This window comes from Caballeronia sp. LZ033 (assembly GCF_031451265.1).
Lineage (GTDB): Bacteria > Pseudomonadota > Gammaproteobacteria > Burkholderiales > Burkholderiaceae > Caballeronia.
Map to the genome: position 1 here is coordinate 816,840 of NZ_JARUXQ010000004.1, position 24,429 is coordinate 841,268.

The window sequence follows — 24,429 nt, forward strand, 5'->3', positions numbered from 1 at the left end:
TCACCTGTCCTTCGGATCGAGCGCGTCGCGCAGCCCGTCGCCGACAAAGTTGATGCAGTAGAGCGTGACCGACAAGAGCGCCGCGGGACACAGCAGGATCCACGGCGACGCCTCCATCACGCCGACGCCGTCCTGGATCAGCACGCCCCAGCTGGTCATCGGTTCCTGCACGCCGAGGCCAAGAAACGACAGCACGGATTCGGTGAGGATCACGGCGGGCACGGTGACGGTCGTGTAGATCGCGACGATGCCGAGCAGGTTCGGCACCACGTGGCGCCGGATGATGCGCGCGGTCGGCACGCCGATCGCACGCGCTGCTTCCACGTACTCTTTCGAGCGGATCGAGAGCGTCTGGCCGCGCACGACGCGCGCCATGTCCATCCACGAGAACACCGTGATGGTGATGACGACGAGATAGAACTCGCGGCCGAGCAGCGTGACCATCAGGATGGCGATCAACAGGTACGGAATGGCATACATCATGTCGACGATGCGCATCATCGCGTTGTCCACGCGCCCGCCGACAAAGCCCGCCACCGCGCCCCACACGATGCCGAGCGTGACCGACGTGAGCGTGGCGAGCGCGCCGATCATCAGCGACACGCGTCCGCCGATCAGGCAGCGCACGAAGAGGTCGCGGCCGGTGTCGTCGGTGCCGAAGAAGTGCCAGTTGGCGAGCGTGGGCGGCGTGCTGGTGGCGTTCCAGTCGGTGGAATCGAAGGCGTTCGGCGACAGCCATGGCCCCGCGATGCACGCCAGCGTGATGACCGCGAGCAATGCGAGACTCACGACCGCCGCCTTGTTGCGCAGGAAACGCGTGCGCGCGTCCTGCCACGGACTGCGGCCCGCGACGGCCTGTTCGAGCGTCGAACCCAGCGATGCTGTTTTCATGGCGCGCCTCTCAGTAACGGATCTTCGGGTCGAGCCACGCATACGCGAGGTCGGCCAGCAGGTTGAGCAGCACGGCCACCGCCGTGACGAGCACCACGAGGCCCAGCACGAGCGTGTAGTCGCGATTGGCCGCGCCGTTCACGATCAGCTTGCCGATGCCCGGCAGCGAGAACACGGACTCCGTGACGACCGCCGCCGTGATCGATGAAATCGCCAGCGGGCCGATCACCGAGACGACCGGAATCAGCGTCGGCCTGAGCGCGTGGCGCAGCACGATGACGCGCAGCGGCAGGCCTTTCGCGCGCGCGGTGCGGATGTAGTGGGTGTTCAGCACTTCGATCAGGCTGGCGCGCGTCACGCGGCCGATGGTCGCGACGTTGATGGTGGCCAGCAGCGCGACCGGCAGCACCATGTAGCGCAACTCGAAGCCGTTCCAGCCGCCGGCCGGCAGCCACTTCAGCGCGATCGCGAACACGAGGATCAGCACCGGCCCGAGCACGAACGACGGGATCACGTTGCCCGCGTTGCCGACCAGCATCAGCGCGTAGTCGGCGAGGCTGTTGCGGCGCAGCGCCGCGACGACGCCCAGCGCCACGCCCGCGCCGATGGCAAGCAGCATCGACGCGCCGCCGACCGCCAGCGAGACCGGCAGCGCGCGCAATACGAGGTCGTTGACGCTCCAGTCCGCGTAACGGAACGAGGCGCCGAGATCCCCGTGCAGGAGGCCGTCGAGATACAGCAGGTACTGCTTCCACAATGGCTCGCCGAGGTGATACTTCGCCTGCAGGTTGGCGAGCACATCGGCGGACACCTTGCGCTCGCCATCGAACGGGCCGCCGGGCGTCGCGTGCAGCAGCAGATAGCAGACCGTGATGACGATCAGAAGCGTCGGCAGCGTGAGCAGCACGCGCCGCAATGTGTATGACCCCATGAGCGTTCCTCCGGTGCGTCAGGACTTCAATGCCTGACGATGTAGAGATCCTTGCTGGCGTAATGATCCATCGGATTCTTCAGCGAATAGCCGCCCACATAGCTTTTCACGAGGCGTGGCAGGCCGTATTGCAGCAGCGGCAGCATCGGGTAGTCGTCCATCACGAGTTTCGCCGCCTGGGTCTGCAGCTGCGTGCGCTTCGCGGTATCGGCGGTGGCGGCCGCTTCGCTGATGAGCGCATCGGCTTTCGGGTAGCAGTTGAAGTTGTCGTTCTGCGACGACTTGCACTGCACGAGCGTCAGGAAGGTCGTCGCGTCGTTGTAGTCGGCCACCCAGCCATTGCGGGCAATCTGGTAGTCGCCGTCATGGCGCTTCTTGAGCAGCACCTTGAATTCCATCGACTCGATGTCCATCGTCAGGCCCAGCTTCGTCTTCCACTCCGACGCCACGAAGATCGCCATCTTCTTGTTGTAGTCGCTCGTGTTCATCGCAAAGCGCAGCTTCGTGCCGGGCTTCACGCCCGCCTGATCGAGCAGCTTCTTCGCTTCCTCGACACGCTTCGTCATCGGCCATGCGGCCCACTCGTAGTTCGACACGTCCGCGCCGCGCACGCCCTTCGGCAGCAGGCCGAGCAGCGGCGTCTGCCCGTCGGCGGTCACGCGCCGCGCCAGCAGGTCGCGGTCGATCACCATCGACAAGGCCTGGCGCACGCGCACGTCCTTCAGCAACGGATCGCGATTGTTGAAGCTGTAGTAGCGCGTACCGAGAATCAGCGAGTTGCGGATGTCGCCCGGAAACTGCTTGCTGTAGGTCGCGTACGTGCCGGTGGGCAACTGGTAGGTCATGTCGTTGTCGCCGGACTGGAACATCTTGACGTCGGTGTTCTCGTCCTCGATCGGCAGATAGGTGACTTGCGTCAGCTGCACGTTCGCCTTGTCCCAGTATTGCGGATTCTTCGTCAGCACGAGCTTGCTGTTCACCTGCCAGTCCTTCAGCTGGAATGCGCCGTTCGTGACGATGTTGCCGGGCTTGGTCCATTCGCGGCCGTACTTCTCGATGGTCGCGCGGTGCACCGGTCCGAAGTTCGGATTCGACATCAGTTCCGGCAGGAACGGCACGGGGCCGGCGGTCTTCACCTCGACGGTGGCGGCATCGACGGCGCCGATGCCGAGCGTGCTCACCGGCTTTTTGCCCGCGACGATCTCCGCGCCGTTCAGGATGAACGGACCGAACACGCTCGCATACGACGAGGCGGTTTTCGGATCGAGAAAGCGCTGGCTGCCGTACACGAAATCGTTTGCGCTGACGGGCTCGCCATTGGACCAGCGGGCGTTGGCGCGCAAATGGAAGAGCCAGGTGGTCGCGTCCTTCTGCTCCCATTTCGCGGCGACGCCCGGCACGACCGCGCCGTCGCCATTGGTGGCCGTCAGGCTTTCGAAGAGATCGCGTGCGAGGTTCGCCGCGCCCACGGTTTCGACCAGCGCCGGATCCAGCGTCTCGACCTCCGAGCCGTTGTTGCGCACCAGCTCCTGTCTGGCGGCCAGCGTTACGCCGGGCGGCACGATGGCCGCCGTGGCGTTCCACGCACTGATAGCCAGCACGAGCGCCGCGCTGGCGGCGAGGCATGTGCGTTGAAGACGGGCACGAACGGCGATCGGTTTCATGGGCATTCCTGGGGTCCTTGTCTCGTGTTGTTGTGCTTGTTGTGTGTGTTGCGCCGGCCGGCGGATCCCGGCCGTTTATCTCTTTCGAGATAAACAATGAGGTTTCCGAATCAAGCGCATCACGCGGGCGATGCTTCACCGGGCGGGCTGTCACGCGGCGCCGGGCCGCTGCATTCATCTGCGGTTCAAGACTGGCGGCGAGTATTTCGCATCAATAAGCCAGATGCCACTCACATGTGCTTATAGTCACTAAATTTTTCGAATAGTCGTTCGAATTGTTGCAAAGGTGTCAATGAGCACGGCGGCACAGGGTTCCGGTCGAGGCGGCGCACGACGGTTTCCGCTAAGATCGGCGTCGCTTTCAACCGTCGCTTTCCAGCCGTACGCCAGATGATCCGTTTCCGCCAGATCGAGGCTTTCCGCAGCCTCATCATGACCGGCACCAGTGTCGGCGCAGCCCGCAAGCTGCATGTGACCCAGCCCGCGATCAGCCGCCTGATCGCCGATCTCGAAGCCGATCTCGGCTTCAGCCTGTTTTCCCGCATCGGCGGCCGGCTCAATCCGACCACCGCCGGCCTGCGCTTCTACAAGTCCGTCGAAGAGAACTTCCTGGGACTGGAGCGCCTCAAGCAGGTCGCCGCCATGATCCGCGAGGAAGCCTCGGACGGTCTGACCGTCGCCTGCATGCCGGTGCTTGCCACGACCCTGCTGCCGCCCGTGCTGCTCGGCTTCACCGGCCAGCATCCCGGCGTGCCCATCAAGGTCGATTCCGTGAAGGTGCCCGAGGTGCTCGTCAACCTGCAGAACCACAAGGCCGATGTCGCCTTGAGCCTGGCCTTTCCGGCGGTCGCGGGCATCGAGGTGGAGAGCCTGCTGAAGGCTCCCGCGGCCTGCGCAATGCCCGCCACGCACCGGCTCGCGAAAAAGAAGCTCGTGCGCCCTGCCGATCTGCGCGGCGAGAATCTGATCGGCTGGCTGCCTAATTCGCGCCAGCCCTACGAGGCCGAGCAATCGCTCATTTCGGCGACCGAGGACCGGCCGCGCTACACCGTCTTCACCGATACCGCGCATACCCGCTATGCGATGGTCGCGGGCGGACTGGGCGTGTCGATCGTCGAGCCCTTTGCGGCGAAAGTGTGGCGCGCGCATGGAGTCGTCGTGAGGCCGTTCGAGACCGACATCGAATACGAATACGTGATGTCGTATCCAAGCAGCGGCATTCGCTCGGATCTGGTGGGATCGTTCAGGAATGCCGTGAAACGGGTCGTCGAAGCGTATTCCTTCGACGACTGACGCGCGCCGAAGTCACCTACTGCTTCGCGCCTCGATGCGTGCGCCGCACCGCCAGCAGCACGATCAGACTCACGAGCAGCAACACCGCGATCGCGCCCGCCGCACGCGCGAGTCCCGCCAGCGGCGACGGCTGCGTGCCCGTCCGCAACCGCGCGACCTGCGCGACGCTCACCTTCGCCTCGACGTTCCCATACAGCCCCAGCAGATGATTGCCGAGCGTGGCGATCTGCTGATCGGTGAGCAAGGCCGCGAAGCCGGGCATCGAGGCGTCCGACGTGCGCTCGGGATGTCGCGTGCCGCCCAGCATCACGAGCACGAGATTGTCCGTGTTGCTGCGGCCGAGCGTGGTGCTGTGGAACAGCGAAGGCAGCCGCCCGCCGCTCGCGCCTTCGCCGCTCGCCTGATGACAGGACGCGCAATAGCCGTCGTAGAGCTGCGCGCCGCTCAGGCGCCCGCTGTCCACGGGCCACGCCACCCCGCGCAAATCGCCCAGCCCGTTCGCCGGCTTACCCCAGGTGCTGGCCGGCTGGGTGTCGGCTTCGGTCCGGACCGCTTCGACCGTCTTCAGATACACCGCGACCGCGCGCAGATCCTCGGCGGCGAGATGACGCAGGCTGTTGTCGACGGCTTCGGCCATCGGACCGGCCGCGTGCGCCTTGCCGCGCGCATAGCCGTCGCGCAGATAGCCGATCAGCTCCGCCTCGCTCCATGCGCCGATCCCGCTGTTGACGTCCGGCGTGATGTTCGGCGCATGCCAGGCCCCCGCCGATCCGCCCGCGAGCGCGCGCGAGCTCGATTCGGCCAGCCACGCGTTGCGCGGCGTGTGACAGGCGCCGCAATGCGCCAGGCCTCGCACCAGATACGCTCCGCGATTCCACGCCGCGCTGCGCGATGTATCGGCAACGTAAGGCTGTTCATCGAGGAACAACAGGTTCCAGACCGCCAGCGTCTGCCGCACGCTGAACGGAAATGGCAGCGACGTCCGGGGCGCCGCCTGATCCACCGCGCGCACGCGCTCCATGAAGTACGCGTACAGCGCCCGGGTATCTTCATCGGTCACGCGGGCGTACGAGGGGTAGGGCATCGCCGGGTACAGGTACACGCCGTCGGCGCGGATGCCGCGGCGCAGCGCCGCGGAGAACTGCTCGAACGTATAGCCGCCGATGCCGTGCGTGCGCGACGGCGTGATGTTCGTCGAGACGATCTCACCCAGCGGCGTGGCCAGCGCCAGGCCGCCCGCGAACGGCTGGCCATCGGGCGCGGTGTGGCAGGCCACGCAATCGCCGGCAATCGCCAGATAGGCGCCGCGTTCGAGCAAGGCGTCGTGCGCGCGTGTGTCCGCCTGCGCGGCCGCGCACAGCATCGCCCATGCGCATCCGGCCAGCACGCGCCAGCGCAGAGCCTCAAGCATGAAGAGCGCTCCGTTCACGTCGTGCTCGTCGCGTGGAGGTGCTCGGCCGTGCGCAACGCGAGCGCGACGGCGGTCAGCGTCGAGTTGACCGTCGCCGCCGTGGGCATGACGCCCGTGCCCGCGATGAAGAGGCGGTCGGCGAGCGCGAGATCGAGCGACGCCTGCCCGGTGAGAAATTTCGACAAGGCCACGAAACTCTCCGGCGCAGGCAACGCCGTGGCGAGTTCGGCCGGCATGGGCCGGCGCGTCGTGCCGGGCACCCAGGTCGTCACGCAGGACGCCACGATGCCGGCCAGAAGCGTGCGCCGGGTACGCGCCCGCACCGGCCCGCGCTGCATGGAAACACTTGGCTGATTCATGTTGATTCGATGGTTCGTTCTGACTGACGGATGCGCCGCAACGCGCATGACGTGCGCGACTGCTTCCCCGACCCGTTGCTCGCTCGCGGTCGGTACAGTGCGGCATGCGGCGGCGCGGCGATAGAGCCCGCGCCCGAATTCAATGAAATTGACAATTGCGGGCGACGTCGCGGCATGACATCGGCTTGCTGGAGCGCTTCGTGCTGCCTCCCGACGACGCGTCCAACGCGTGCCGGCGCGACGGCTCATACTCTCGGTCACGGCACACTGCCGGCGCTTTTCCCAGCACCATCCGACGCAGGTTCGGGCGAACCTGCGCGGACCTCATCGACACGGAGCATCCATGCACGACCTGAAAGGCAAGTCGACCCTCATCACGGGCGCGAGCACCGGCATCGGCGCGGCGGCGGCACGGGCGTTCGCGCAATACGGCGCGAATGTCGCGGTCCACTACAACAGCTCGAAGGAACAGGCCGAGGCGGTCGCGCAGGACGTGCGCGCGCTCGGCGTCAGCGCGATCACCGTCGGCGCCGACGTGCGCGACTCGAAAGCCATCGACGCGGCCGTCGCGCAAGTGGTGGACAGCTTCGGCAAGATCGACGTGCTCATCAACAACGCCGGCAGCCTCGTGAAGCGCGAGCCGATCGCCTCCGCCAGCGACGAACTCTTCGACGAGATCATGCACATCAACGCGCGTTCGGTCGTCGCGTTCACGCGTGCCGCGCTGCCTTCGCTGCGCTCGGGCGGCGGCGGCTCGATCATCAACGTGACCTCGGTGGCCGCGCGCAACGGCGGCGGTCCTGGCGCGCTGCTCTATGCGGCGTCGAAGGGCTTCGTCAGCACCATCACGAAAGGCATGGCGAAGGAACTCATGCCGGACCGCATCCGCGTGAACGCCGTCGCGCCCGGCGTGATCCAGACGCCGTTCCAGGAACGCTTCACGACGCCCGAGCAGCTCGAGTCCTTCCGCAAGTCCATCCCGATGGGCTTCATCGGCGAACCGGACGATTGCAGCGGCGCGTTCCTCTATCTCGCCTCCGAGACGATGTCGCGCTATGTCACCGGGCAGATCATCGACGTGAACGGCGGGCAGTTGATGCCCTGAGTCCGGCGGAGCCGCGTGATTTCGGCGGCCTCGCGCGCATGGTATATAACGGACTGATCTTTCGTCGCACGCAAAAAAGGAGAATGCAGGAGATGCTCTTGACACAAACACCGCGCATGCGGACCTTCGCACTGAGCGCTATCGTGGCGTCCGCGCTGCTGACGGCGGGTTTCGTCGACACGACACCCGCCCATGCGAAAACCGCGGATCAGCCGCAGGTCCTGACTTCGTCGGCTGTCGCGGTCGCCGACAAATACGCCGCCGACACCGCCGAGCAGATCTTAAAGCAAGGCGGCAATGCCGTGGATGCCGCGGTGGCCATCGCGTTTTCGCTCGCGGTCACGTATCCGGAAGCGGGCAACATCGGCGGCGGCGGCTTCATGACGCTGTACGTCGATCATCGTCCCTACTTCCTCGACTATCGCGAACGCGCGCCGCTCACCGCCACCCGCAACATGTATCTCGACGACAAGGGCGAGGTCATCAAGGGCATGAGCCTGTACGGGCATCGCGCGGTGGGCGTGCCGGGCACCGTCGAAGGCATGTGGGAAGCGCAGAAGCGGTTCGGCAAGCTCAAGTGGAAGCAGGTTCTGGCGCCGGCCATCCATTACGCGCAGGATGGCTTCGTCGTCGATGACCAGCTGGTGGCGCGCCGCGACGCCGCCGCGAAGGAGTTCGGCGGCAAGACCAACTTCGACCTCTATTTCGGCGGCATGAAGTCCGGCGAAGTGTTCAAGCAGCCGGACCTTGCCAAGACCCTGCAACGGATCTCCGACAAGGGCGCCAAGGGCTTCTATGAAGGCGAGACGGCACAGCTGATTGCGAAGTCGATGGAAGGCCACGGCCTCATCACCGCGCGCGACCTGAAGGACTACAAGGCCGTGTGGCGCCAGCCGATTACCGCAAGCTGGAACGGTTATCGCGTGATCACCGCGCCGCCGCCGAGTTCGGGCGGCGTCGGCCTGGTGCAGTTGCTCAAGATGAAGGCGGACCTCAAGGACAAGTTCAACGATGTCCCGCTCGACTCGGCGCAGTACATCCATCTGGTGGCCGAGATCGAAAAACGCGTGTTCGCCGACCGCGCGCAGTATCTCGGCGATCCGGACTTCTACAAGGTGCCGGTCGCGCAGCTCACCAACGACGACTACATCCTGAAGCGCGCGCAAGAGGTGAATCCGGACCAGCCTTCGGACACCAAGAGCGTGCAGCCGGGACTCGGCACGTCGATGCCGGAGAAGGCCGAGACCACGCATTTCTCGGTGGTCGACAAATGGGGCAACGCGGTATCGAACACGTACACCATCAACGGCTACTTCGGCTCGGGCGTGGTGGCGGAAGGCACGGGCATCGTGCTGAATGACGAGATGGACGACTTCGCTTCGAAGCCGGGCGTGCCGAATATGTTCGGCGTGGTCGGCAGCGATGCGAACTCCATCGCGCCGAAGAAGCGCCCGCTCTCGTCGATGACGCCGACCATCCTCACGAAGGACGACAAGGTCGCGATGGTGATCGGCACGCCGGGCGGCTCGCGCATCTTCACGTCGATCTTCCAGGTGCTCTCGAACGTGTACGACTTCAACATGCCGCTGCCCGAGGCCGTCGGCGCAACGCGCTTCCATCACCAGTTGCTGCCGCCGAACACGATCTTCCAGGAGCCGTTCCATCAGCTCGATCCGGAAGTCATCAAGCAACTCGAAGCCAAGGGCTACACGTTCCAGATGCAGGGCTTCAATGGCGACATCCAGGCGATCCGCGTCGATGGCGACACGCCCGAGGCCATGTCCGATCCGCGCGGACGCGGCGTCTCGCGCGTGATCAAGTAACGCGGCAGTCACGCGCCGCTGCCGGTCTTGCCGGACTAGGCGTTTGCCCTAGTCCGGCGTTTTCGCGGTCCGGCCGGTGCCCCGTCGCGTGGGGCGTTGACGGCATATACGCCGCGTGGCATGACCGGCATGTTTTTCATGGGATTGGACCCTGCGTTCTGTTCCCCTAGGCTCTGTCCTGACCGAGTGCAGCCTCAGGTGCGAGACCTCGGCATCATTCAAGACACCCTACGAGACGACCCTGATGACGGCTCCGAAGTACGCCTCGTGCGTGCACGGCCCTGCCGTTTCAGCGTGCTGATAAAGGAGCAGCTCATGTTGGAATCCTCTGCCCAGCAGCTTGGCGACATTGACATTCCCCCTACGGAGCGACAGGAGAGCGGGCCATCCGGCAACGGCGGCTTTCTCGATCGCTATTTCGGTATTTCAACCACCGGCAGCACGGAGAAACGCGAAATCGTCGCCGGCGTGACGACCTTCCTCGCGATGGTCTACTCGGTGTTCGTCGTGCCGGGCATGCTCGGCAAAGCCGGCTTCGATACCAGCGCGGTATTCGTCGCCGTCTGTCTGACGACGGCGTTCGGCTCGCTGCTGATGGGCGTGTGGGCGCGCCTGCCGATCGCGATCGGCTGTGCAATTTCGCTCACCGCGTTCACGGCCTTCGGGCTCGTGCTCGGCAAAGGCCTGACGCCCGCCATCGCGCTCGGCGCCGTGTTCCTGATGGGCATCGTCTTCACGGCGATCTCGGTCACCGGCGTGCGTTCGTGGATCCTGCGCAACCTGCCGACGGGCGTCGCGCACGGCACGGGTATCGGCATCGGGCTGTTCCTGCTGCTGATTGCTTCCAATGACGTTGGTCTCATCATCAAGAATCCCGCGCCCGGCATGCCGGTCTCGCTCGGACACATCACGGCGTTTCCGGTGCTGATGTCGGTGGTAGGCCTCGCCGCGATCTTCGGGCTGGAACGCCGGCGCGTGCCGGGCGGCATCCTGCTCGTGGTGATCGGCCTTTCGGCGATCGGCCTGATCTTCGATCCCTCCGTGCGCTTCCATGGCGTGTTCGCGTTGCCGGCCTTGTCCGCGCCTGGGCATGCCTCGCTGATCGGCGCGATGGACATCAAGGGCGCCCTCTCGATGGCCGTCCTGCCGAGCGTGCTGGCCCTCGTGATGACCGCCGTCTTCGATGCCACCGGCACGATTCGCGCGGTGGCCGGCCAGGCGGGACAGATCGACCAGAACGGACGGATCGTCAACGGTGGCCGGGCCCTGACGGCGGACTCGCTCAGCTCGATCTTCTCGGCCTGCTTCGGCGGCGCGCCGGCGGCGGCGTACATCGAATCGTCCGTGGGTGTGGCGGCCGGCGCGAAGACCGGTCTTGCGGCCAGCGTGGTGGGCGTGCTGTTCCTGGTGGTGATGTTCCTCTCGCCGCTCGCCGCGCTCGTGCCCTCCTATGCGACGGCGCCCGCGCTCATGTACGTCGGCCTCCTGATGCTCGGCAACGTCAGCAAGCTGCATTTCGAGGATACCGTCGACACCATGTCCGGCCTCGTCTGCGCGGTGTATATCGTGCTGTCGGCGAACATCGTGACGGGCATCATGCTCGGCTTCTCGACGCTCGTGATCGGCCGGCTGGTGGCAGGCGAATGGCGCAAGCTGAATGTCGGCACGGTGGCGATTGCGGTGGTGCTCGCCGTGTTCTATCTCGGCGGCTGGGCCATCTGACCGCTCGTCTGGCTGATCGTCGACGATAGCTACATACGACAACGCCCCGCAGGCTTTCGCCTGCGGGGCGTCTCTACTTTTACGACCTGACCGGGGTGCTACGACTGATGCTTACTTCCGGCGATACGATTCCACGAGGATTTCGCAGTTCTGCAGATGCAGTTGCAGCGCCCGGTTCCACTCACGACGCACCGCAGCCTTTGCCGCGCGCAGCCAGGAACCGAACGAAACGAGCAAGGATTGTTGTGCAGTGGTCTTCATGAGCGTCTCTCAGGGTAAGTAGCTAGGGGATAACCCTGAATATACGCCTTTTACGCTGCATTGCAACAAGTTCTTAAAAAAGAATCAGGGTAATCCCTAGATCATCGGTCAATCCTTCCGGGGCGCGTCCGGTGCGAGTTGCACGCCCTTCTTGAAAATGAAGCAGCCGTAGCCGCGCGCCTCGCCCGTCGCAATCACGCAGTACGCCTTCCGGGCGCGCTCATAAAAGGCAAAGCGCTCGACCGGCGCCAGCGGCACCGGCCGTCCCTCGGCGGCGTCGATTTCCTTCTGCACTTCGCGTTGCACGGCAGGCAGCGCGCTCGCGTGGCCCACGACTTCCATGCGCTCGGCGGGATGATCGACGAAAGTATCGAGCGGCAGCACCGACAGCACGGCCCGCGCGGCACGCGGCGCATCGACGCCGTCCAGCCGCAGCAGACGGCCGAGTACCGTCTGACGCGCGACGGAATCGGCGGGGAAATTGGCGTCGCAGATCACGACTTCGTCGCCGTGACCCATCGCGCAGAGCGCATGCAGGATGTCGGCATTGAGCAGCGGATCGAGATTTTTCAGCATGTCGCGGGATTCTCCATGACGGTTTGAGCAGACGGATCCATGGTAACCGGCACCGGCGCCGCGTTCAGGGCACCAGCAGGTCGCCGGTGCGCGCCGCGTGCGCGCCCGCGATGCGCGCCACCAGCATTCCGGCCGTCGCGAAGCGCGTCCAGTGGCGCGCGTACAGCACGCCATCCGTCCCGGCGACGAGCGGCACGAGCCGGTCTTCGAGCGGATCCAGCACCTCCGCGATGGTCTCGCCCGCACGCACCGTCTCGCCGATCTCCCGCCGATGCAGGATCACCCCCGCCAGCGGCGCGCGCAGATGCTCGCAGCCGGCAAGCGGCGTCGCGGGATGGCGCAGCGGCGGCGGCTCCGGCGCGTCGCCTTCGATCATGCCGAGGTGCGTCAGCGTATCGACGATCGCCTGCGCGTCGCGCGCCGCCAGTTCGTGCGACACGTCGCGGACGCCGCGTAACTCGAGCGTGACCGTCAGCACGTCCGGCGGCAGCGGATAGCGCTCGCCGAACGCGCCGCGCAAATAGCGCCACGCCGACGCGCAGGCTTCGTCGAACGGCTCGCCTCCCGACACGTCCGCCAGCAGTTGCGCCTCGCTGCCGAGATAGCGCGCCAGCGGCTCGATCGCGGGCCACGCTTCGGGCGTCGTGTAGAGATGCGGAGCGGCTTCCCAGTCGCAATGAAGGTCGATGACCAGCTCGGCGTCGCAGGCGAGGCGCATCAGTTCGAGCCGCTGCGCATCCAGTTCGGTCACCGGCTGGCGAGCGGCCAGCGCGTCGCGCAGCGCCGTGCGGATCAGCCGCCCGTTATGGTGTTCGTCACCGTTCAGGCGGGATTTCAGGTGCAACGCCAGCTCCGGACCGAGCTCCGGAAAGCGCCGGTTGAAATCCTGCCCGGAGCGCAGGTCGAAACGCCCCATTTGCGCGCCGAACCAGTGCTGGTTCAGGCCGGCCGGATTGGCGACCGGAACCAGAACGATCCGCGCCATCAGCCGTCCGGCGGCTTCCAGCGCGGCGAAGCGCTGCTTCAGATACCACGCGACGACCATGCCCGGCAGTTCATCCGCGTGCAGCGACGCCTGGATATAGACCTTGCGGGGCGCGTCGCCGTCTTGCGGGCCGAAACCGTAGCTCGTGAGCACACGCCCGGTGCCGAGCGGCGCGCCCGCGAGCGGATGATGATGAACCTGCATGTGCGCAGACCTCGTGTCGAAAAGAAAAGGCACCGCAAGCGATGCCTTTCCAAAACCCTGCAAACCCGCGGCGAGGCGCTTACTGGATCGAGATATCGGTCTCGAAGTACTTGGCCATGATGCGCTTGAACGTGCCGTTCTTCTTGAGCTCCGCGAATGCGTTGTCGAGGCCGTTCTTCAAGTCGGTGTCGCCCTTGCGCAGCCCGATGGCCGTTCCCGGACCGATGATCGCGCGGTCCTCGACGATCGGGCCGACCAGCGCGAACGGCTTGCCCTGCGGCTTCTTCAGGAAGCCGATGGCGGCTTGCGCGGCGTCGGTGAACATTGCGTCGATGCGGCCCGCGACCAGATCCGCTTCGACCTGTTCCTCGTCGGCGTAAGGCACGACGGTCACGCCCTGCGGCTCCCACTTCGCCTTCGCGTAGCGTTCCTGCACGGTGCCCTGCTCCACGCCGACGCGCTTGCCCTTCAGCGATTGCGGCGTCGGCAGGATGCCCGAGCCGGCGCGCGCGACGAGTTGCGCATGCGTGTCGTACAGCGGCACGGTGAAGTCGATCTGCTTCAGGCGTTCGTCGGTGATGCCCATGTCGGAGAGGACGGCGTCGAACTTGCGGGCCTTCAGGCCGGGAATCATGCCGTCGAAATTGTTCTCGACCCACACGCACTTGACCTTCATCTGCGCGCACAGCGCATTGCCGAGGTCAATGTCGAAGCCGGCGAGCTTGCCGTCGGCCTGCTTGGATTCAAACGGCGGATAGGACGGGTCGACGGCAAAGCGGATCTGCGTGATTTCCTTGGCTTGCACGGCGGACGACACTGCGCCGAAAGCGGCGGTCACAGCAAGGACGGTACAAACGGCGAGCGAGGCGGACTTCTTCGATGACATGCGTTTCCTTCGGGACTTTCGGTGTAACCAGACGGTGAAACCAGAGCGGCTGGAGCGGGCTTGCGCCCGCGAAAAACCGAGCATGGTAACAAATTGGCACGATCGTCCCGGATTCCCCTCGCTCAAGGCACCACGGAAAGGAACAGGAAAGCCGCGAAGATCACGAGGTGCACGACGCCCTGGAGAACCGTCGAGCGGCCGGTGCCGAGCGTGATGACCGAGACGATCAGCGTGAGCGCCAGCATGACGATTTCCTTCGAGGCGAGCCCGAGCGAAATGGGCTGGCCGATGACGATCGACACGACCGCCACCGTCGGAATGGTCAGGCCGATGCTCGCGAGCGCCGAGCCGAGCGCGAGATTCAGACTCGTCTGCAGGCGGTTGAGCCGCGCCGCGCGCAGGGCTGCGAGCCCTTCCGGCAACAGCACGAGCGCCGCGATGACGATGCCGACCACCGCTTCGGGCGCGCCCGCGGCCGCGACGCCCGCCTCGACCGCCGGCGACAGCAGCTTCGCGAGCCCGACCACCGAAACCAGCGACAGCAGCAGGAACGCCAGCGCGATCCACGCCTCGCGGTTGCTGGGCGGCGGCGCATGGGGCGCGCTTTCATCGTCGGGGGCCGCGACAGGGACGGACGTGGCGGCTTCGGGCGTGGGCAGCAGGAAGTAGTCGCGATGCCGGATGGTCTGCACGAACACGAAGGTCACATACAGCACGAGCGAGATCACGCCGACGAACACCAGTTGCGAAGTGGACAGCGCCGGACCTTGCACCGTGCTCGTGAAGTTGGGCAGCACGAGCGTGAGCACCGAGAGCGCGCACAGGATGGCGAGCGCCGCGCTGGCGCCCTGCAGCTGGAAGTTCTGCACGTGATGCCGCAGGCCGCCCACCAGCAGACACAGCCCGACGATCGCGCCGCTGCAGATCATGATCGCGGCAAAGACCGTGTCGCGCGGCAAGCCGGCCTTGTCGGGACCGCCGGAAAGCATCACGGAGACGATCAGTGCGACCTCGATCACTGTGACGGCGATGGCCAGCACCAGCGTGCCGAACGGCTCGCCGACCCGATGCGCGACCACTTCCGCATGATGCACCGCTGCGAACACCGCGAAGGCGAGCGCGATGGCGGCAAGCACCATCAGGACGCCGCTCGGTATCAGCGCGGTCGCGGCGAGCACGACGAGCGCAAGGATCGGGGTAATGACGGTCCAGTCCAGCTTGAGTTTCATCGGCGCTCCGGGCGGATGGGTTGAGGGGACGTCGAGGTTCGGTCTCGAGCTGAACGGGTTGCATGCATGGGTCCGACCCACGGGCGCGACCGGCGTGCCGTAAGCGCGCCGTGACATGCAGCGCAGCCCCTCGGCATGATAGCGAATGTGCCGGCTGAAGCGCGGATAACCGAGCCAGGTGGTCGAAGGAATGAATTTGTCGCGTGTTTGTCGGAGAATAAGGGTGGTCAATGGCCACGTCCAGGAACCCGGAGAACCATGCTAGTCGCCCCGATACCCGAGAACGAACCCATTCGCCTGTCCACGCTGCGCACGCTCAGATTGCTCGATACCCCGGCGGAAGAACGCTTCGACCGCCTCACGCGGCTGGCGCGGCGTCTGTTCGACGTGCCCATCGCGCTGGTCAGCCTGATCGACGAAAACCGGCAGTGGTTCAAGTCCTGCGCCGGTCTGGGCGTGCGGGAAACCGGCCGTGACATCTCCTTCTGCGGGCACGCGATCATGCACGACGACGTGTTCATGATCCCCGACGCCCGTACCGACGCACGCTTTCATGACAATCCGCTCGTCACTGGCGATCCGGGTATCCGTTTCTATGCGGGACAGCCGCTGACCGTGCCGAACGGCAGCAAGCTTGGCACGCTGTGTCTGATCGACACGCGTCCGCGCGAACTCGACGGCGAGGCGGTCGGACTGTTGCGCGACCTGGCGCATATCGCGGAGCAGGAGATTGCGGCGATCGAACTCGCGACCGTCGATGAACTGACGCTGATCGCCAACCGGCGCGGCTTCGAGGCGCTGGCGCAGCATGCGCTGAATGTCTGCCGGCGCATGGGCCGGGACGCTTCGCTGCTGTTCTTCGATCTCGACGATTTCAAGCGCATCAACGACAGCTTCGGCCATGCCGAGGGGGATCGCGCGTTGACGACCTTTGCGGCGGCCTTGCGCGCGGCGCTGCGGGAAAGCGATGTGATCGGCCGGCTGGGCGGCGATGAGTTCGTCGCGCTGCTCACCGACGCCGGCGATGAAGAAACCAATCGCGCGCTCGAGCGGCTGCGGGATGCGCTGGCGGCCAGCAACGCGGCGGCGGAGCGCGGGTATCAGATCCGCTTCAGCGTCGGGCAGACGCTGTTCGAAGCGGGGCAGCATGGGTCCATCATCGACTTGCTTGCTTTGAGCGATAGCCGGATGTATGCCGACAAGGTTGCGAGGAGAGGCGGAAGGGGATGATAAAGACGCGTTCATGCCGGGCACTTTGGCGACGGTGAACAGGCCCGTCTGGAATACCTGTTGAGTTTCGCTATCGCCGGAAAGCGGAACGATTGAAGCTGACGGAACGCCTTGAGTCGATCCTGCTGATTGAAAAAAGGCAGCCAAAAAAACGCGCGGGAAGCATCGACTACCGATGCTTCCCGCGCGCCATCAACCAGCCAATACGCTTACGACACGAGTTCCGCGTTCAACGTGATCTTCGCGTTGCCCGCGAAGAGCTTCGACACCGGACAGCCCTCCTTCGCGGCTTGCGTGGCCTTGTCGAAGGCGGCCTTGTCGGCGCCCGGAATCTTGGCCTTGAGGTCGAGCTGGCAGGCGGTGATCGTGAAGCCTTCGCCATCCTTGTCGAGGGTGACGGTGGACTTGGTCTCGAGACTCTCGGCCTTCAGGCCCGCCATTTCCAGTTGCAGCGAGAGCGCCATCGTGAAGCAGCCTGCGTGCGCCGCGCCGATCAGCTCTTCCGGATTCGTGCCCGGACCTTCCTCGAAACGCGACTTGAAGCCGTACGGTGCCTCATTGAGCACGCCGGTCTGCGTCGAGATGAAGCCCTTGCCGTCCTTGATGCCGCCGCTCCATTTTGCCGATGCTGTCTTTTGCACGTGAGTTCTCCAGAGGATGAAGGTGAAGGGAAATGATCGAACGGCGGCGTGACCCTCGGTCGCGCGACGCATGCGCGTTGTCGGTCCGCACGCGTCGTGCCCGCTCGGACTTGCATGCATCCGCCGGATGACCTTGATTCGTCATCACGGCACGGCCGGACCGGCACGTCGTCATGCATCGTAACGGATCGCTCCGAGGCGCGCAGCGGAGGCAGGAAGCAAGCGATGAAGCGGCCTATGCCAGTCGGACGATGATGCCCGCAAAGCCTTTCCCGGCAAGGCTCTGCGCGGTGCCGCCCGGCGCCTGAGGGGGTCGGGCCGATAACTCGGAAGTATTCATATGGTCAAAGACCATCGATTCACTTAGCATGCGTTCACCCTTCGACCCGAAGCACTTCGACACCGTGCAAGCCGCCCGCGCACGGTCCGGCCTCGCGTGTCGATCATGACCGGCATAAAGACATGAACGCATTACCGCAACCGAAAACCCATCAGCTCGTCGACCGTATCAACGCACTGCGCGCGGCTTCGCCCCGCTTCATCGACCCCGCCGAAATCACGCCGCTTTCGCGTGAGTGGCGCGCGATCGGACATGACATCCGCCAGCTGTTGCAAGCCGATGCTCGCGCCGCGTGGGAACTGACCGGCTCGTGGCGCGCGCTCGCCGGCGATGTCGAAGGCGCTGAAGGCGCGTTCAGGAACGCGGTGGCGCTCGGACTGTCGGACGTCGGCCGTGAGAATTGGATGATCACGCGGCTCGGACTCGGCATGTTCTCCGCGGCGCAAGCGCTGTATCGCGAACTGTGCGGCGCGCGGACGCGCAACCTCGCGGTCATTGCGCCGTATGGGTTTCTCGCGGGAGCGGTGGGATGTACGGCGGAGTTGATCCGGGAAGCGAGGATGCGGGGGGGTGAGTGGGATGAGGAGTGGGCGGAACAAGTGTCGGCCGCGGCTTCCATATTGACGGACGCAGGCGTGACAGACGACGAAATCGCACAACGTCTCGATTGCACGGGCATCGTGTTGAGACAGCATCGGCTTTGCCCGGACGTCAATCCCCTTGTGATTGATCTGGAAGGAATCTGCCGCTGCGTCAGCTTCAGACTCAGCGTGCCTACTTCGTGGGATCTTACGAAGAAGATGAATGAGGCGTTGCTACGTGAAGAGGGACGGCTGATGTTCTTCAACACCGCTGCACTGGGCGTGTATTTCGACGGAGCGTGCAAATGAGCAGCACAGCGCAGGAATGGGTCGAGTGCGCAGCGGCACTCATGCGCCACGCCACCACCGAGCCTCAATATCGTACCGTCTGCAGCCGCGCCTACTATGGAGCGTTTCATGCGGCAAACGAATTTCATCGGAGGTTGCCCGCGCCCGGTACCGTCGGTCGGGCAAGCGGCCGCCATGACCAGTTGATCCAGCAGTTGTGCAATCCAATGATCCGCCCGAATGACGCGAAACACGCTTTATCGAAAGCAATTGACTGGACCTGATCACGCTTCGCAATGCACGAGTCAGAGCCGACTATCACCCTGGCGAGAACGTCAATCACGACGTGGCTGAACAATCCACCCAACTTGCCGCCAAAGTCATAAGGAAAGCCACCTGAAATGGGCCCACCCACCGACACCATCCCCGAAGACCGCACCCTGCCCGACCGCGTCGACGTCGTCGTCATCGGCGGCGGCATCATCGGCGTCAGCACGGCGCGCGCGCTCGCCGACAAAGGCCTCTCCGTCGCGGTCTGCGAAAAGGGCGTAGTCGCCGGCGAGCAGTCGAGCCGCAACTGGGGCTGGTGCCGCGCCACGCACCGCGACTTGCGCGAGCTCGAACTGAGCCTCGAAAGCCTGAAGTTGTGGCGGCGCATCGATGCGGAACTCGGCATCGACACCGGCTTTCGCACGAGCGGCATCCTCTACGCCGCCGACGACTCACAAGCCCTCGCCGATCACGAAGCCTGGCTCGAACGCGCGCGGGCACTCGTCGGGCGCGACGCGCTCGACTCGCGCATGGTCTCGGCGGACGAAACCGCTGCGCTGATGCCAGGCACCGCGCGCCGCTTCGCGGGCGGCATCTACACGCTCTCGGACGGCCGCGCCGAGCCGCAACGCGCAGTACCCGCCATGGCCGCCGCACTGCGCCAGAGCGGCGTGAAAGTGCTCATGCCATGCGCTGTGCGCGGCGTCGAAACCAGCGGCGGCGCCGTCAGCGCCGTGGTGACGGAACTCGGCCGCATCGCGTGCTCAAGCGTGGTGGTAGCCGGCGGCGCGTGGACGCGCTATTTCACCGGCAGTCTCGCCGTCGACGTTCCGCAGTTGCTGGTCCGCTCCTCGGTCCTGCGCACGGCGCCCATCGAAGGCGGGCCGGAGGTGAGCGCCTGTAACCGGGACGTGGGTTATCGCAAGCGGCTCGATGGCGGCTACACCATCGCCAATGCATTCCACAGCGATCACGACATCACGCCGGACAGCTTCCGGCTGTTCTTCAAGTTCCTCCCCGCCCTGAAAAGCCAGTTCGGTTCGATCAAGCTCGGCCTGAACGCCCGCTTCCTCGACGGGCTGCGCATGCCGCGCCGCTGGCCGCTCGACCAGCCCACGATCTTCGAACTCGTGCGCACGCTCGACCCCGTGCCGAATCCGTCCTTCAACGCGAAGGCCCTCGCGGAGTTTCGCGCGATCTACCCTGCGCTATCGCAGATCCGGGAAGCGCAGGCATGGGCCGGCTATATCGACGTGACGCCTGACGCCGTGCCGGTCATCTCGGGCGTGGACGGCAAGCCAGGACTCTTCATCGCGACCGGCTTCTCCGGACACGGATTCGGCATCGGGCCGGGCGCGGGGAGACTGATGGCGGATCTCGTCGCGCGCGACCGGCCGATCGTCAATCCGCACGCCTTCCGGCTGTCACGTTTTTTCGATGGCAGTAGGATAGAAATCGACGGCGGATTCTGATGCCACGCTTGCCATGCGTGTCGCACGTCCGCAATCGTCCCGCGCTACCATATCGGTTCAACGCCCGTCGCACATGACGCCGGCCCAGGTTCACAAGACGGCGCATCCCGCGCCGTTCGCTTTTGAGGCTCACATGGCATCCACGCCTGTTCTGTATATCGACGTGTGGTCGGACTTCGTCTGCCCGTTCTGCTATCTCGAAACGCCCGTGCTCGATCAATTCCGCAACGCCTATGGCGATGCAGTCGAGATTCGCTGGCATGCGTTCGAACTGCGCCCCGAGCCGGCGCCCCTGCTGGATCCCAATAGCGACACGATCGTCGAGGCTTGGGAAAAATCAGTGCAGCCGCTCGCCGAAGAGCGCGGCGTCACCATGCGCATGCCGCCCGTCACGCCGCGCAGCCGCAAGGCGTTCGAAGCCGCCCTGTTCGCGCGCGAATCGGGCCGCTTCGACGTCGTGCATCGCGCGATTTTCAAGGCGTACTTCGAGGAAGGCATCGACATCGGCGATACCGATGCACTGCTCGATATCGCGTCCGCATGCGGTGTCGATCCCGAACTGCTGGAAGAAGCGCTCGACGACGGCACCTACACCGATCTCGTGATCGAGGACGAGGAGTTCGCAAAGAAGCTGGGTGTGGGGGGCGTGCCGTTCGCGGTACTGTCGCGCGAGCCGGCGCCCGGTCAGGAAGCACCGCCTCCTATCGCGCTGCGTGGCGCCGCCCCGGTGCAGCATTTCGAAGCCGCAGTCGAGCGGCTCTTTCCCGACGGCTTCCCGGGCAACTGATCGCCGGCCGGCATGCACGAGACGCGGGCCGGGCGCGCGGTTCAGCTGTGCTCGGCCATGAACGACTTCAGCGCGATGCGCTGCGAAGGCTCGAGTGATTCGAATTCCAGCCCGTAGGCCACGTGACCCGTACCGGGCTCCGGTGCGCCGACATGCCGGACGATCGCAATCGTGTCGATCTTCACGTCCACGCCATCGGTGCTGAACTGGAACGAGAGCGCCAGCTTGTCGCCGATGCGCGCAGCCGGCTTCGCCACCGTCAGCGACATGCCATACGGGCTGATATCGCTGACACGCCCCAGTTCCGGCACATCCGTCGAACCATGAGCCGAAAAGTGCGCAGCAAGACGCGTGGGCATCCGGGCGAACTTGCGGGTGCGAAGTCGGCGGATCGCGCCGGGCGCGGAAAGCACCGCATAGTTGAACGGCTCGCGGCAGATCGCATCGACCGTGCAGGCAAAACGGAATACGCCGCGCCCGGTCAGCGCAACCAGATCGACTTGTTCGCCGACATTGAGATCGAGCGGATCGAAGCCGGTCATCAACGGCTGCGTCACGAACAGCGAGCGCTCGCCGTTACGGCGCGGCGTCGAAAAACCGATCACGCGGCTCGCATACATCGCAGACCCTGTCCCGCCGGTGCCGCGCAGTCCCACTCGCGCGCCGATCGTCAGGCCGATATCGTCGAGCGACAAAGGCTGATCGCCGGACACATCCGCGTCCTGACTCACCGCACGCGCCGGTTCCTGAACCGCCCGATGCGGCTCGAAGTGCTGGAACATGAAATCACGCGCCGCGACGTCCGGCACGACAGCGCCCGCATCGAACAGCACGGCGCCATCGGCGGACATGATCGGCCAGTCCAGCGCTGCATTCAGCGGAATCTCGGCCGGCCACAGACGAACCAGGGACTGGCGCGCTTCCAGTACGGTTTCTTCGGTCATCTTTAGGACGATTCTTAAGTGTTTTCGTAATCGTCTGTCTTGAACCCTTCGCCGTCAAGAGTCAAACGGCAACTTTTACGTTGGCGCACCAATTTTTTGGAAAAAACGCCACGTTGATGACACAACAATTTGAGATTGTAGTTTTATGCGCATAAACATGGGGCACGACTCAGCGCAACACGCTTCGTCCTCGTCGCGGCTCTAGCGCAGCATCGCACCCGTTTCCGCCGAGCCGGATACCGCTTGCGGCGCGCCGTTCGTTGCGCTTTCGATGGCTGCAAGCACTTGCGGCACGTCGGGCGGCGCGCCGTGATCGCCGACCGATACCGAGCGCCCCGGCGCATCGATGCCGAAATGCTCGCGCGATGTCGCGGCAAACAGCATGACCGTGCGGCGCTGCATGGCATGGGCGAGATGCACGAGACCGGTATCGGTCCCGACCACCAGCTCCGACGCCTGGATCCAGTGTGCGCATTCCTCGACCGTCACTTTCGGCAGCACGATCGCGCCCGGCACGATAGCCGCAATCGCCTGCGCCTCGCCGCGCTCGCGCTCGGTGCCCCACGGCAAGGCAATCGTATAGCCGCGCGCGACGAGCCAGCGCCCGACTTCGCCCCAATGTTCCTTGGGCCATTTCTTCACGTCGGCCGAAGTGGCGTGGAACAGCATCGCGATGCGCTTGTCGCGCGGAATATCGAGGCTGTACGCGAGCGCAGGCAGACGCACGTTGTAGTCGGGCGTCTCGTCGAAGGTGTAGCCGAGCGCCTCGGCGACGCTCACGCGCATGCCGCGCCAGGCATCGGTATGCGGACGCGGGCCAAAGCGCGCGTTATACGCGAAGGCCGCGCCACGCTCGCCGAGATCCTGGTTCAGATAGCCGAAGCGCCGCTTCCCGCGTGCAATGAACGCGATGATCGCGCTCTTGTAGACGCCGTGGATATCCACGATGGCGTCGTATTTCTCGGCACGCAGTTCGCTGATGGATGCGCCGATTTCCTTCAGGTCGTTCCAGTTGCGGGCCTTCTTGAACTTGCGCAGCGGCGCGCTCAGCACGCGGTCCACACCCGGATTCCAGCGAATGATGTCGGCGAAGGCGGCGTCGGCGGCCCAGTCGACTTTTGCGGAGGGAAAGGCACGCCGCAGGTCGGAAACGACGGGCAGCGTCTCCACGATGTCGCCGAGCGACGTGACTTTGACGATCAGAATTCGCTTCATGGAAGAGTCTTGAGTGCTCGGATGCCGGCGGCGCGCGGGAATGGGCCGCCGCAGGCGGCGCAGTGAGCCGCGCTCCGCAAAACCAGCGATTCTAATGAAATTGGGAAAGCGGCATTGTCAGCCTTTGTAAGTTCCGCCCGCTCGCGCCGGTTTGCGTGCGTCGCGCGTATCGAGAATAGTCCAAATCGCGCAGCGTGACCGCAACTCAGAGCGAGCGTGCGGAGAAGGTATCGCACTGGCCGACATCGCCCGTCGACAGCCCGCGCCGCAGCCAGCGCTGCCGTTGCTCGCTGGTGCCGTGGGTGAAGGCCTCCGGAACGACGCGCCCTTGCGACTGCTGCTGAAGCCGATCGTCACCGATCGCGCCTGCCGCGTTCAATCCCTGCTCGAAATCGCCGGGCTCGATCAGTTGCGCGTTCATCCGTTGCGCGACTGCGGCCCATACGCCCGCGAAACAATCCGCCTGCAACTCGACGCGCACGGACAGCGCATTGGCCTGCGCGCGCGACATCCGTGTGCGCGCCTGATCGACCTTGTCTGAAATGCCGAGCACGTTCTGCACGTGATGCCCGACTTCATGCGCGATCACGTATGCCTGGGCGAAATCGCCGCCAGCGCCGAAGCGGTCGCGCAACTCGCGATAAAACGAGAGATCGATGTAGACCTTGCGATCCGCGGGACAGTAGAACGGACCCATGGCCGCCTGTCCGGTGCCGCAGGCCGTCTGCGTGCCGCCGGAGAACAGCACCAGCGTGGGTGCCGGATAGTCCTGGTTGAACTGTGTGTGGAAGATCTGCTGCCAGGTGCGCTCGGTGTTGCCGAGCACCTTGCGCACGAACACGGCGCCCGGATCGGTGGCGGGCTGCCTGCTGGCGGGCGCTGCCTGCTGCTGCGGCGCGTTGCCCTGCAGGACCTGTGCGCCGTTGATGATGGTCATCGGATTGATGCCCAAGAAGTACGAAGCCGCGAGCGCGACGATGATCGTGCCAATGCCGATCGATCCACCGCCTACCCGGAAGCCGCCGCCTCCGCCGCCGCGCCGGTCTTCGACATTGCGGCTTTCTGCTTCGTCATCGAGGCGCATCGTATCTCTCCTTGTTTGTCTGCGCGGCGCGCGCGCTGCGATAGCCATTATCGTACCCGGCCGAATCGCGCGGTTTGTGATGACGCCGCCTCAGTTCTTTTAGCCCTTTCGCACAGGCTTCGCCGGTCGTGCGGTCGATTGTCGCGAACGCCCCTGCGCGTTCATGCCGCAGCGCACGATAAACGTGCCCGAAAAGCATCGGAGAATCAACCTGATAGCGCCTGCAAGCCCTTGAAA

General features: G+C 65.1%; 23 protein-coding genes. 9 read left to right on the forward strand and 14 right to left on the reverse strand.

The features are described 5' to 3' along the window. From QCE62_RS30945 to QCE62_RS30955, 3 genes are read right to left on the reverse strand one after another with little or no spacing between them, the layout of a single operon-like run. Positions 1–891: an ABC transporter permease subunit gene (locus QCE62_RS30945; RefSeq protein WP_309926447.1), complete on the reverse strand. Its 891-nt coding sequence runs from the start codon at positions 889–891 to the stop codon at positions 1–3. 10 nt (positions 892–901) lie between these two features. Continuing rightward, positions 902–1,822, reverse strand: coding sequence for an oligopeptide ABC transporter permease OppB (gene oppB / locus QCE62_RS30950; RefSeq protein ID WP_309926448.1), 921 nt, complete (start codon positions 1,820–1,822; stop codon positions 902–904). 26 nt (positions 1,823–1,848) lie between these two features. Further along, positions 1,849–3,486, reverse strand: a complete 1,638-nt coding sequence (locus tag QCE62_RS30955; protein WP_309926450.1) for a peptide ABC transporter substrate-binding protein — start codon at positions 3,484–3,486, stop codon at positions 1,849–1,851. A gap of 390 nt (positions 3,487–3,876) precedes the next feature. Here QCE62_RS30955 and QCE62_RS30960 point away from each other — a divergent pair, with 390 nt between their 5' ends. Further along, a complete protein-coding gene (locus QCE62_RS30960) occupies positions 3,877–4,779 on the forward strand; it encodes a LysR substrate-binding domain-containing protein (RefSeq protein WP_309926452.1) in 903 nt (300 codons plus the stop codon). Positions 4,780–4,795: 16 nt separating this feature from the next. Here the strand turns inward: QCE62_RS30960 and QCE62_RS30965 are convergent, their stop codons facing one another. Beyond that, the gene (locus QCE62_RS30965; RefSeq protein WP_309926453.1) at positions 4,796–6,190 is read right to left on the reverse strand and encodes a cytochrome c; all 1,395 of its coding nucleotides are present in this window, start codon (positions 6,188–6,190) and stop codon (positions 4,796–4,798) included. A gap of 14 nt (positions 6,191–6,204) precedes the next feature. Beyond that, positions 6,205–6,549 carry a sugar dehydrogenase complex small subunit gene (locus tag QCE62_RS35335; protein WP_409017944.1) on the reverse strand — a complete coding sequence of 115 codons (345 nt, stop codon included), beginning with the start codon at positions 6,547–6,549 and terminating at the stop codon, positions 6,205–6,207. 343 nt (positions 6,550–6,892) lie between these two features. Between QCE62_RS35335 and QCE62_RS30975 the strand changes: the two genes are divergently transcribed. The 3 genes from QCE62_RS30975 to QCE62_RS30985 all read left to right on the forward strand — a co-directional run bounded on the left by QCE62_RS30975 (position 6,893) and on the right by QCE62_RS30985 (position 11,199). Further along, on the forward strand, positions 6,893–7,654 hold the full coding sequence (locus QCE62_RS30975; protein WP_309926456.1) for an SDR family oxidoreductase: 762 nt from the start codon (positions 6,893–6,895) through the stop codon (positions 7,652–7,654). 116 nt (positions 7,655–7,770) lie between these two features. Further along, positions 7,771–9,477: a gamma-glutamyltransferase gene (gene ggt, locus QCE62_RS30980; RefSeq protein WP_409017959.1), complete on the forward strand. Its 1,707-nt coding sequence runs from the start codon at positions 7,771–7,773 to the stop codon at positions 9,475–9,477. Between the two features lie 315 nt (positions 9,478–9,792). Beyond that, positions 9,793–11,199 carry an NCS2 family permease gene (locus tag QCE62_RS30985; protein ID WP_409017945.1) on the forward strand — a complete coding sequence of 469 codons (1,407 nt, stop codon included), beginning with the start codon at positions 9,793–9,795 and terminating at the stop codon, positions 11,197–11,199. A gap of 111 nt (positions 11,200–11,310) precedes the next feature. On the opposite strand, the gene QCE62_RS30990 is transcribed toward QCE62_RS30985, so the two are convergent. The 5 genes from QCE62_RS30990 to QCE62_RS31010 form a co-directional block, all read right to left on the reverse strand. Further along, positions 11,311–11,460, reverse strand: coding sequence for a hypothetical protein (locus tag QCE62_RS30990; protein ID WP_181290817.1), 150 nt, complete (start codon positions 11,458–11,460; stop codon positions 11,311–11,313). Between the two features lie 108 nt (positions 11,461–11,568). Then, positions 11,569–12,036 carry an RbsD/FucU family protein gene (locus QCE62_RS30995; protein ID WP_309926458.1) on the reverse strand — a complete coding sequence of 156 codons (468 nt, stop codon included), beginning with the start codon at positions 12,034–12,036 and terminating at the stop codon, positions 11,569–11,571. A 64-nt stretch (positions 12,037–12,100) separates the two neighbouring features. Beyond that, entirely contained in the window at positions 12,101–13,225 is a 1,125-nt protein-coding gene (locus tag QCE62_RS31000; RefSeq protein ID WP_309926459.1) for a M14 family metallopeptidase, read from the reverse strand. Between the two features lie 79 nt (positions 13,226–13,304). Beyond that, a complete protein-coding gene (locus tag QCE62_RS31005) occupies positions 13,305–14,111 on the reverse strand; it encodes an ABC transporter substrate-binding protein (RefSeq protein ID WP_309926461.1) in 807 nt (268 codons plus the stop codon). 122 nt (positions 14,112–14,233) lie between these two features. Continuing rightward, positions 14,234–15,340 carry an ionic transporter y4hA gene (locus QCE62_RS31010; RefSeq protein WP_309926463.1) on the reverse strand — a complete coding sequence of 369 codons (1,107 nt, stop codon included), beginning with the start codon at positions 15,338–15,340 and terminating at the stop codon, positions 14,234–14,236. 258 nt (positions 15,341–15,598) lie between these two features. Here QCE62_RS31010 and QCE62_RS31015 point away from each other — a divergent pair, with 258 nt between their 5' ends. Continuing rightward, complete coding sequence (locus QCE62_RS31015) at positions 15,599–16,570, forward strand: sensor domain-containing diguanylate cyclase (protein ID WP_309926464.1); 972 nt, start codon at positions 15,599–15,601, stop codon at positions 16,568–16,570. 209 nt (positions 16,571–16,779) lie between these two features. Here QCE62_RS31015 and QCE62_RS31020 read toward each other — a convergent pair whose 3' ends face one another. Continuing rightward, entirely contained in the window at positions 16,780–17,211 is a 432-nt protein-coding gene (locus QCE62_RS31020) for an OsmC family protein (protein ID WP_309838145.1), read from the reverse strand. A 462-nt stretch (positions 17,212–17,673) separates the two neighbouring features. On the opposite strand from QCE62_RS31020, the gene QCE62_RS31025 reads away from it, so the two are divergent. The 4 genes from QCE62_RS31025 (at position 17,674) to QCE62_RS31040 (ending at position 20,949) form a co-directional block, all read left to right on the forward strand. Continuing rightward, the gene (locus QCE62_RS31025; protein WP_309926466.1) at positions 17,674–18,441 is read left to right on the forward strand and encodes a hypothetical protein; all 768 of its coding nucleotides are present in this window, start codon (positions 17,674–17,676) and stop codon (positions 18,439–18,441) included. Next, positions 18,438–18,704, forward strand: a complete 267-nt coding sequence (locus QCE62_RS31030) for a hypothetical protein (protein WP_309926468.1) — start codon at positions 18,438–18,440, stop codon at positions 18,702–18,704. Before QCE62_RS31025 ends, QCE62_RS31030 begins: the two co-directional genes overlap by 4 nt. A gap of 117 nt (positions 18,705–18,821) precedes the next feature. Continuing rightward, complete coding sequence (locus QCE62_RS31035) at positions 18,822–20,162, forward strand: FAD-binding oxidoreductase (protein WP_309926470.1); 1,341 nt, start codon at positions 18,822–18,824, stop codon at positions 20,160–20,162. 133 nt (positions 20,163–20,295) lie between these two features. Then, positions 20,296–20,949, forward strand: a complete 654-nt coding sequence (locus QCE62_RS31040) for a DsbA family oxidoreductase (protein ID WP_309926472.1) — start codon at positions 20,296–20,298, stop codon at positions 20,947–20,949. 41 nt (positions 20,950–20,990) lie between these two features. On the opposite strand, the gene QCE62_RS31045 is transcribed toward QCE62_RS31040, so the two are convergent. The 3 genes from QCE62_RS31045 to QCE62_RS31055 form a co-directional block, all read right to left on the reverse strand. Next, on the reverse strand, positions 20,991–21,893 hold the full coding sequence (locus tag QCE62_RS31045; RefSeq protein WP_309926474.1) for a flagellar brake protein: 903 nt from the start codon (positions 21,891–21,893) through the stop codon (positions 20,991–20,993). Between the two features lie 201 nt (positions 21,894–22,094). Then, the gene (gene waaC / locus QCE62_RS31050; protein ID WP_309926476.1) at positions 22,095–23,108 is read right to left on the reverse strand and encodes a lipopolysaccharide heptosyltransferase I; all 1,014 of its coding nucleotides are present in this window, start codon (positions 23,106–23,108) and stop codon (positions 22,095–22,097) included. Between the two features lie 205 nt (positions 23,109–23,313). Beyond that, the gene (locus QCE62_RS31055; RefSeq protein WP_309926479.1) at positions 23,314–24,192 is read right to left on the reverse strand and encodes a neutral zinc metallopeptidase; all 879 of its coding nucleotides are present in this window, start codon (positions 24,190–24,192) and stop codon (positions 23,314–23,316) included. Positions 24,193–24,429: the final 237 nt, after the last annotated feature.